General features: G+C 71.5%; 6 protein-coding genes and 1 pseudogene. 4 read left to right on the top strand and 3 right to left on the bottom strand.

All coding sequences use genetic code 11. The features are described 5' to 3' along the window. From Air01nite_RS18595 to Air01nite_RS18585, 3 genes and pseudogenes are all read left to right on the top strand, one after another. A pseudogene (locus Air01nite_RS18595) lies at positions 1–258 on the top strand (potassium-transporting ATPase subunit B); the annotation flags it as partial. Further along, a complete protein-coding gene (locus Air01nite_RS18590) occupies positions 258–1,160 on the top strand; it encodes a potassium-transporting ATPase subunit C (protein ID WP_203703875.1) in 903 nt (300 codons plus the stop codon). The pseudogene Air01nite_RS18595 and the gene Air01nite_RS18590, both read left to right, overlap by 1 nt. Positions 1,161–1,182: 22 nt before the next feature. After that, positions 1,183–3,765, top strand: coding sequence for a sensor histidine kinase (locus tag Air01nite_RS18585; protein ID WP_203703874.1), 2,583 nt, complete (start codon positions 1,183–1,185; stop codon positions 3,763–3,765). A gap of 128 nt (positions 3,766–3,893) precedes the next feature. Here the strand turns inward: Air01nite_RS18585 and Air01nite_RS18580 are convergent, their stop codons facing one another. Continuing rightward, complete coding sequence (locus Air01nite_RS18580; protein WP_203703872.1) at positions 3,894–5,243, bottom strand: AMP-binding protein; 1,350 nt, start codon at positions 5,241–5,243, stop codon at positions 3,894–3,896. A 157-nt stretch (positions 5,244–5,400) separates the two neighbouring features. On the opposite strand from Air01nite_RS18580, the gene Air01nite_RS18575 reads away from it, so the two are divergent. Continuing rightward, positions 5,401–6,879 carry a glutamate-cysteine ligase family protein gene (locus tag Air01nite_RS18575; RefSeq protein WP_203703871.1) on the top strand — a complete coding sequence of 493 codons (1,479 nt, stop codon included), beginning with the start codon at positions 5,401–5,403 and terminating at the stop codon, positions 6,877–6,879. Between the two features lie 332 nt (positions 6,880–7,211). Here the strand turns inward: Air01nite_RS18575 and Air01nite_RS18570 are convergent, their stop codons facing one another. Both Air01nite_RS18570 and Air01nite_RS18565 read right to left on the bottom strand, forming a co-directional pair. Continuing rightward, on the bottom strand, positions 7,212–7,721 hold the full coding sequence (locus tag Air01nite_RS18570; RefSeq protein WP_203703870.1) for an AAA family ATPase: 510 nt from the start codon (positions 7,719–7,721) through the stop codon (positions 7,212–7,214). An 83-nt stretch (positions 7,722–7,804) separates the two neighbouring features. Beyond that, positions 7,805–8,335, bottom strand: coding sequence for a hypothetical protein (locus Air01nite_RS18565; protein WP_203703868.1), 531 nt, complete (start codon positions 8,333–8,335; stop codon positions 7,805–7,807). Positions 8,336–8,381: the final 46 nt, after the last annotated feature.

Genomic DNA, 8,381 nt, shown 5'->3' with positions numbered 1-8,381 from the left:
GCGGGGATCTACCCGAGCCTGGACGCGCTCAACGTGATGAAGCTGAGCAGCCCGGAGTCCGCGATCCTGTCGGCGGTCATCTTCAACGCGGTGGTCATCGTCGCGCTGATCCCGCTGGCCCTGCGCGGCGTCCGCTACCGGCCGAGCAGCGCGTCCAAGCTGCTGACCCGCAACCTCTGGATCTACGGCCTGGGCGGGATCATCGTCCCGTTCGCGGGCATCAAGATCATCGACCTGATCATCCAAGGGATCTTCTGATGCGCCTTCCTTCCTGGATCTCACAGCATCTGGCGGCGTTGCGCGCCGTCCTGGTGTTCACCGTCATCCTGGGCCTCGCCTATCCGTTCCTGATGACGGGCATCGCCCAGATCCCGGGCCTGCGCGACAAGGCGAACGGGTCCGTCGTACAGACCGCCGACGGCAAGGACGTGGGCAGCTCGCTGATCGGGCAGTCGTTCACCGACGCCGACGGCAAGCCGGTGCTCACGTACTTCCAGTCGCGGCCGTCCGCGGCCGGCGACGGCTACGACCCGACCTCGACCGCGGCCAGCAACCTCGGCCCGGAGAGCATCGAGGACACCCTGCCGGTGCCGGGCGCGGTCGACGACGAGGGCAACCCGGACGAGGGCTCGCAGAGCCTGCTGACCCAGGTCTGCGCGCGCAGCGCGGAGATCGGCCAGCGTGAGGGCGTCTCCGGCGCCCGGCCGTACTGCACGCCCGACGGCGTCGGCGCGGTCCTGCGGGTCTTCTACTCCTCCGGTCTGACGGGGTCGGTCACCCGGGCGGTCAGCGTCAACCAGGCCGCGCCGGCGACCCCGTTCATCAGCACCTACCAGGGCGTCACCGTCGAGTCCGCCAAGCCGGGCGAGGACTACTCGGGCGGCGTGCTGGTCGCGATCCGCGGTGACGCGCCGGCCCAGCCGGCCGTGCCCTCGGACGCGGTCACCGCCAGCGGTTCCGGCCTCGATCCCCAGATCAGCGAGGATTACGCACAGCTCCAGGTGGCCCGGGTCGCGCGCGAGCGCGGCGCGGACCCGGCGGCGGTGCGCGATCTGGTCGAGGCGAACACCACCGGCCGGTCGCTGGGCTTCATGGGCGAGCCCGGCGTCAACGTGCTCACGCTGAACCTGGCACTCGACCGCGAGCTCCCTGCTCGCTGACGGAAAGGCGGGGCGGTTCCGGATGGCACGTGGAGAACTACGGATCTATCTCGGGGCCGCCCCGGGTGTCGGCAAGACGGTCGCCATGCTCGAGGAGGCACAGCGCCGCATCGAGCGCGGGACCGACGTCGTCGTCGGGTTCGTCGAGACGCACGGCCGCGCGTACACCTCGCGCATGATCGGAGATCTGGAGGTGGTGCCACGGCGCTCGGCCGAATATCGCGGCGCCACCTTCACCGAGCTCGACGTCGACGCGGTGCTCGCGCGCCGGCCCGAGGTGGCGCTGATCGACGAGCTGGCGCACACCAACGTGCCCGGCTCGCGCAACGAGAAGCGCTGGCAGGACGTCCAGGAGCTGCTCGACGCGGGGATCACCGTGCTGTCCACGGTCAACATCCAGCATCTGGAGTCGCTCAACGACGTCGTCGAGCAGATCACCGGCATCGTCCAGCGGGAGACGGTGCCGGACAGCGTGATCCGCGGCGCCGACCAGGTCGAGCTCGTCGACATGACGCCCGAGGCGCTGCGCCGGCGGATGGCGCACGGGAACATCTACCAGAAGGACAAGATCGACGCGGCGCTCGGCAACTACTTCCGGGTCGGCAACCTGACCGCGCTGCGCGAGCTGGCCCTGCTCTGGCTGGCCGACAAGGTCGACCAGCAGCTCGAGCGCTACCGCGACGTGCACGGCATCGGGTCGACGTGGGAGACCCGCGAGCGCGTGGTGGTCGCGGTCACCGGCGGCCCCGAAGGGGACACGTTGATCCGCCGGGCCGCCCGGATCGCCGCCCGGAGCAAGGGCACCGACCTGATGGCCGTACACGTGTCGCGCTCTGACGGTCTGACCGGCGCCGACCCGGCGTTGTTGGCCAAGCAGCGGCTGCTGGTGGAGAGCCTGGGTGGCAGCTTCCACCAGGTGGTCGGCGGTGACATCCCGCGGGCGCTGCTCGACTTCGCCCGGGGTGTCAACGCGACCCAGCTCGTGCTGGGTGTGAGCCGGCGGGGCCGGTTCGCGCAGCTGTTGGCCGCCGGTGTCGGCGTGACCACCTCGGCCCGGTCCGATGCGATCGACGTGCACCTCGTGCCGCACGCGGAAGTGGGTCGCGGCCGGCTGACCGTGCCGGCGCCCGCGCTCTCGCCCCGCCGCCGGCTCGTCGGTTTCGCGCTCATCGTGCTGGGCCTGCCCGCGCTCACCGGGCTGCTGCTGCCGTTCCGGCCGGACCTGTCGCTGCCGAGCGAGATGCTGCTGTTCCTGGCCGCCGTCGTCGGGATCGCCCTCGTGGGCGGGATCTGGCCCGCGCTGCTCGCCGCGGTCGCCGCCTCGCTGGTCCTCAACTACTTCTTCACGCCGCCGACCGGCACGTGGACGATCGCCGAGCGGGAGAACATCCTGGCGCTCGCGGTCTTCGTCGGCATCGCGGCGGCGGTGTCCTGGATCGTCGACGTGGCCGCGCGGCGCACCCGCGAGGCCGCGCAGGCGAGCGCCGAGGCGCAAACGCTGGCCACGGTCGCGGGCAGCGTGCTGCGCGGCACCGGTCCGCTGACCGCGCTGCTGGAGCGGCTCCGGGAGACGTTCGGACTCGACACGGTGACGGTGCTGGAGCGGTCCTCCGACGCCGCCGAGCGGCCCGACCGGCAGCACAGCCCGGCCGCCTGGTCGGTGGCCGCCAGCGTCGGCGGGCCACCCTGCTGCACGCCCGGTGAGGCGCACACGGAGGTGGCGGTCGACGACGATCTCGTGTTGGCGCTGCGCGGGCGTACCCCCGCTGCCGCCGACCGCCGCTTGATCGAGGCGTTCGCCGCGCAGGCCGCGGTGGCGTTGCGCCACGAGCGGCTGGCCGCGGCGGCGGCCCAGGCTCGGCCGCTGGCGGAGGCGGACCGGATGCGCACGGCGCTGTTGGCCGCCGTCAGTCACGACCTGCGCACGCCGCTGGCCTCCGCCAAGGCCGCCGTCGACAGCCTGCTGGGTGAGGAGGTGGCGTTCTCCGACGACGACCGCGACGACCTGCTCGACGCGGCCCGGGAGTCGCTGGACCGGCTGGCCCGCCTGGTCGACAACCTGCTCGACCTGAGCCGGCTGCAGGCCGGGGCGCTGGGCGTGACGCTGGCCGAGATCGGGCTGGAGGACGCGGTGCCGCGGGCGCTGGACGAGTTGGGTGCGGTGGTGCGCTCGGATCTCTCCGCCGACCTGCCCGCCGTCGCGGCGGACCCGGGGCTGCTGGAGCGGATCCTGGTCAACCTGATCGCCAACGCGCTGCGGTTCAGCCCGCCGGGGCGTCCGCCGCTGGTCACGGCCCGCTACCTGGACGACCGGGTGGAGCTGCGGGTGGTCGACCACGGGCCCGGCATCCCGGAGGCCGACCGCGACAAGGTGTTCGTGCCGTTCCAGCGGATGGGCGACCGCGACAACCACAACGGCGTCGGGCTGGGCCTGGCGCTCTCGCGCGGGCTGGCCGAGGCGATGGGCGGGTCGTTGCGCCCGGAGACCACGAACGGCGGCGGTCTGACGATGGTGCTCGCCCTGCCGGCGGCGGTGTCGGCGGGCGACGGCAACGCCACGGAGGCGGTCGAACGAGCGGTGCGGGAGCGGCGCCACCGGCGGTGATGCGCGTGCCCGTCGCCGCATGCTCACCCGGCTGGTTCGGCTCCGACCGAATGGCATCTCCTGGAGCTTCCCGCGCGGCGGTCGGGCGCATCCGGGAGCCCAGCTGCTGACCGAGCAGGCCTGCTCGTCTAGAGCCGGTGTTTCTGTACCTTGCCGAGGGCGTTGCGGGGGAGTTCGCTCACGAAGACCACCTCGCGGGGGCGCTTGTGCGCTGACAGGGTGGTCGCCACGTGTCGGACCAGGGTGTCCGCGGCGACCTCGTCCGCGACGACGTACGCGACGATGCGTTGGCCCAGGTCGTCGTCCGGGCGGCCGACCACCGCCGCCTCGCGGACGTCGGGGTGGGTGAGCAGGGCGTCCTCGATCTCGCCCGCGCCGACCCGGTAGCCGCCGGTCTTGATCAGGTCGGTCGAGGCCCGGCCGACGATCCGGTGCAACCCCGTGGGGTCGATCGTGGCCACGTCGCCGGTGCGGAACCAGCCGGATTCGGTGAAGGACTGTCGCGTCGCGTCCGGTTGGCCGAGGTAGCCGGCGAAGACCGTCGCGCCGCGGATCTCGAGCGCGCCCGGCGTCACCCCGTCGTGGGCGGTCGGGTTGCCGTGGTCGTCGACCAGGCGGGTCTCGACGCCCTCGATCGGCCTGCCGACCGCGCCCGGCTGCCGTTCTCCGTCGGCTCGGGTGGCCACGGTGATCAGGGTTTCGGTCATGCCGTAGCGCTCGACCGGCGCCTGGCCGGTCAGGTCCTCCAGCGCGCTGAAGACGCCGGCCGGCAGGGCGGCGCTGCCGGAGACGAGTAGGCGGGCCTTTCTTAGGGCCCGAGCCGCCGCCGGGTCCGCGGCCACCCGGTGCCAGATGGTGGGGACGGCGAAGTAGAGGCTGCCTTTCGCGGCCGCGAGCAGGTCGGGGCGCGGCCGGCCAGTGTGGTGCAGGCGGCTGCCGGTGCGCAGGGCGCCGAGGACGCCGAGGACCAGTCCGTGCACGTGGTAGAGCGGCAGCGCGTGCACCAGCCGGTCGTCGGCGGTCCAGTCCCAGGCGTCGGCGAGGCCGTCGAGGCAGGCGGCGATCGCGGCGCCGGTGATCGGGACGCCCTTGGGCCGGCCCGTGGTGCCGCTCGTGTAGAGGATCAGGTTGGGGCGGTCCGTCGCCGCCGGGTCGGTCCAGTCTGCCCGGTCGTGGCGGTCAAGGGTGTCCAGCACGACCTCGGCTCCGGAGTCGCGGAGGATGTGGTCGCGCTCGGCCGGCCCGGAGTCGGGTGGGACGGGGACGATCGGGACGCCGGCGGCGAGCCCGCCGAGGACGGCGACGACGGTCTCCACGGTGGACGTGGCGGTGACGGCGGCGGCCCGGGCGCCCGCGATCCGCCGGGCGACGGCGGCGCCCGCGGCGGCCAGGTCCTCGAACGAGAGCGCGTCGTCACCGATCCGCACCGCGTCGGGTGCGTCGCCGTACGAGCCGGTCAGGGCGGGCAGCAGGGACACCCGGCCAACGCTGCCATATGCCTGCCGTCCGGGCCGCCGTACCCCTAGTGTTCTTGGAGTAGTTCGCGGACGACGCGCCGTAACCCTTTCGGCGGGCCGCGTGTCGTGGGAGCTTTGTGGGTACATCGGGTGGACCCACTCCTACGGGCGGTGACTGATGGGCGAAGAGGTCGACCAGCGGGAGTTCACCCGCGAAGACCGGGCGCGCTACCGGCAGAAGGTGCGCCGGTGTCTCGACGTGTTCGCGGAGATGCTGCGCGAGTCACGCTTCGACTTCGAGCGCCCGTTGACCGGCATGGAGATCGAGCTCAACCTGATCGACGACGCGGCCGACCCGGCGATGCGCAACGCGGACGTGCTCGCCGCCGTCGCGGACCCGGCGTTCCAGACCGAGTTGGGCCAGTTCAACGTCGAGATCAACGTGGCGCCGCGGCGGCTGGGCACCCGCGGGTCGGCGGAGTTCGAGACCGACATCCGGGCGAGCCTCAACGCGGCCGAGGACAAGGCGCGGGCCGTGGGCGCCCACATGGTCATGATCGGCATCCTGCCGACGCTGCGGCAGAGCGACCTGACGGTCGAGTCGCTGTCGGCGAACCCTCGCTACGCGTTGATCAACGAGCAGATCTTCGCGGCCCGCGGCGAGGACCTGACGATCCGCATCGACGGTGTGGAGCGGTTAAACACGACCGCCGACACGGTCGCGCCCGAGGCGGCGTGCACGTCGACGCAGTTCCACCTGCAGGTGTCGCCGGCGCAGTTCGCCTCCTACTGGAATGCCGCACAGACAATCGCCGGCGTCCAGGTGGCGCTGGGCGCGAACTCGCCGTTCCTCTACGGCAAGGAGCTGTGGCGCGAGACCCGGATCCCGCTCTTCGAGCAGGCCACGGACACCCGTTCGGAAGAGATCAAAGCTCAAGGTGTACGCCCGCGGGTCTGGTTCGGCGAGCGCTGGATCACCTCGGTCTTCGACCTGTTCGAGGAGAACGTCCGCTACTTCCCGGCGTTGCTGCCGATCTGCGACCCGGAGGACCCGGCGGAGGCCCTCGCCAACGGCGACACGCCGACCCTGGCCGAGCTGCGCCTGCACAACGGCACGATCTATCGGTGGAACCGCCCGATCTACGACGTGGTCCGCAACCGCCCCCACCTGCGGGTGGAGAACCGGGTGTTGCCGGCAGGCCCCACGGTGATCGACACGATCGCCAACGCGGCGTTCTATTTCGGAGTGGTACGCACCCTCGCGGAGTCGGACCGCCCGCTGTGGTCCCAGATGTCGTTCAGCGCGGCCGAGGAGAGCTTCCACAACTGCGCCCGAAACGGGATCGCGGCCCAGGTCTTCTGGCCGGGGTTGGGCTATCTGCCGGTGACGGAGCTTGTGTTGCGCCGGCTGCTGCCGCTGGCGTCGGCGGGCCTGGACCGCTGGGGCGTGGCCGCGGAGGAACGCGACCGCCTGCTGGGCATCATCGAACAGCGGTGCCTGCTGGGCCGCAACGGCGCGAGCTGGCAGGTGGACACGCTGCACCACCTGGAGGAAGAGGAAAACCTGGACCGCCGCGAAGCCCTGCGCGAAGTGGTCAAGCGCTACGTACCCCTGATGCACAGCAACGAGCCGGTCCACGAGTGGCCCTACCCGTAGCGTCTGCTTTTCAGGCCTTGACGCGCGTCAGCGCGGTGTCCGCCACCTGCTCAGGCCGGCCTCGACCACCGCGAGGCGTTGCGTCAGGTGGTCAAGCACTATGTGCCCGTGAAGCACGGCGCGGTGGACCTGTCCGTGGCGGCTGCGTTGAGGCCTTGACTCGGGTCAGGGCGGGGTCCGCGACCTGGTCGGGCTGGCAGGTCGGTACCCCACACCACCTGGAAGGGAAACCTCGACCGCCGCGAGGCGTTGCGTCAGGTGGTCACGGGCTAGGTGCCCCTGATGCACGGCAACGGGCCTGTCTTTGGGTGGCCCTACCCATGGCGGCCGCGTCAGGCCTTCACCCGCGTCAGAATCGTGTCCGCCACCTGCTCAGGGGGTTGGGTGCCGTCGACGACGGTGGTGTCGGTCAGGGTGGCGAAGGTGGTCAGTGCCTGGGCGACGTGGTCGTGTCGCCATTGCCGCGCGTTGACCTCGACCTGGTCGGCGTCGATCCGGGCCCGCAGTTGGTCTTCGGGGACACTCAGGACGAACTCGCGGACGTCGACGCCCGCGGCGCGGATGCCGCCGAGGATCTCGATCCGGTAGTCGGCGTTGATCAGGCTCATCGGTGCGATCCACGGATGCTGGTACTGGCTGGCCAGCCCGGCCATGGTCTCGACGACGAGGTGGCGCCAGAGCGGCAGGTCCTGGAAGTCACCGGTCGGGGACTGGACGAACGACGTCAGCATGTAGCCGACGTACTCGGGATCGAAGATCTTGGCGTCTTCCAGGCGTTTGGCCAGCAGGCCCGCCGTCGTCGTCTTGCCCGCGCCGAACGCGCCGTTGATCCAGACAATCATGGCGGAGATCGTGCCACCGGCGGGCAAACCCGTCGTCCGCGATCGTGATCCGGTCGGACCGGGTCCCGGTCGTCCGCGCCATCTCAGCGACCGGCCGTGTAGGCGGTGGCGATCGCGCCGACGAGGGTGAGACCGAGGACGGCCTGCAGGAGCAGGGCCGGGCCGATGTGGCTCCACAGTGTCGGGATGCGCGGGCGCAGGAGTTGGCCCGTGGTGATGTTGACGATGCGCTCCACCCTCGGCGGCATTGTGCGATCTTTCTGGCGGGCCACCGTCACCTGGATGTGGTCCGACGGCTCGAGGGCACTCTGCGGCAGGTGGCCGTGGATCTCGACCTCACAGAGACGGCCGGCGGCGTCGCGGAGCCTCAGCGGGGTGACCAGGAACTCCGGCGCCTTGCGCAGGTCCTTGAAGCGGCGTGGCGCGCCGCGGCGGGTGCCTGCCTGGAGGATCGAGAGGATCGCGCGGCCGATCAACCTGCCTACCGTGGCGGCCGTGACGACCACGACGAGGGCCGGCTGGCCGACTTTCATCTCGCGGGCGTACCCGGGCATCAGCCGCACGACGCGGCCCGTGACAGTTGGTCCGGAGTGGTAGAAGACGGTGTCGTTCATTGCTGACCACCACTTTGCGTCAGGCTGTGTTCACCCAGTGTATTGA

This window comes from Asanoa iriomotensis (genome assembly GCF_016862515.1).
In the GTDB taxonomy this organism is placed as follows: domain Bacteria; phylum Actinomycetota; class Actinomycetes; order Mycobacteriales; family Micromonosporaceae; genus Asanoa; species Asanoa iriomotensis.
This window is presented reverse-complemented; position numbering and strand designations above follow the sequence as displayed.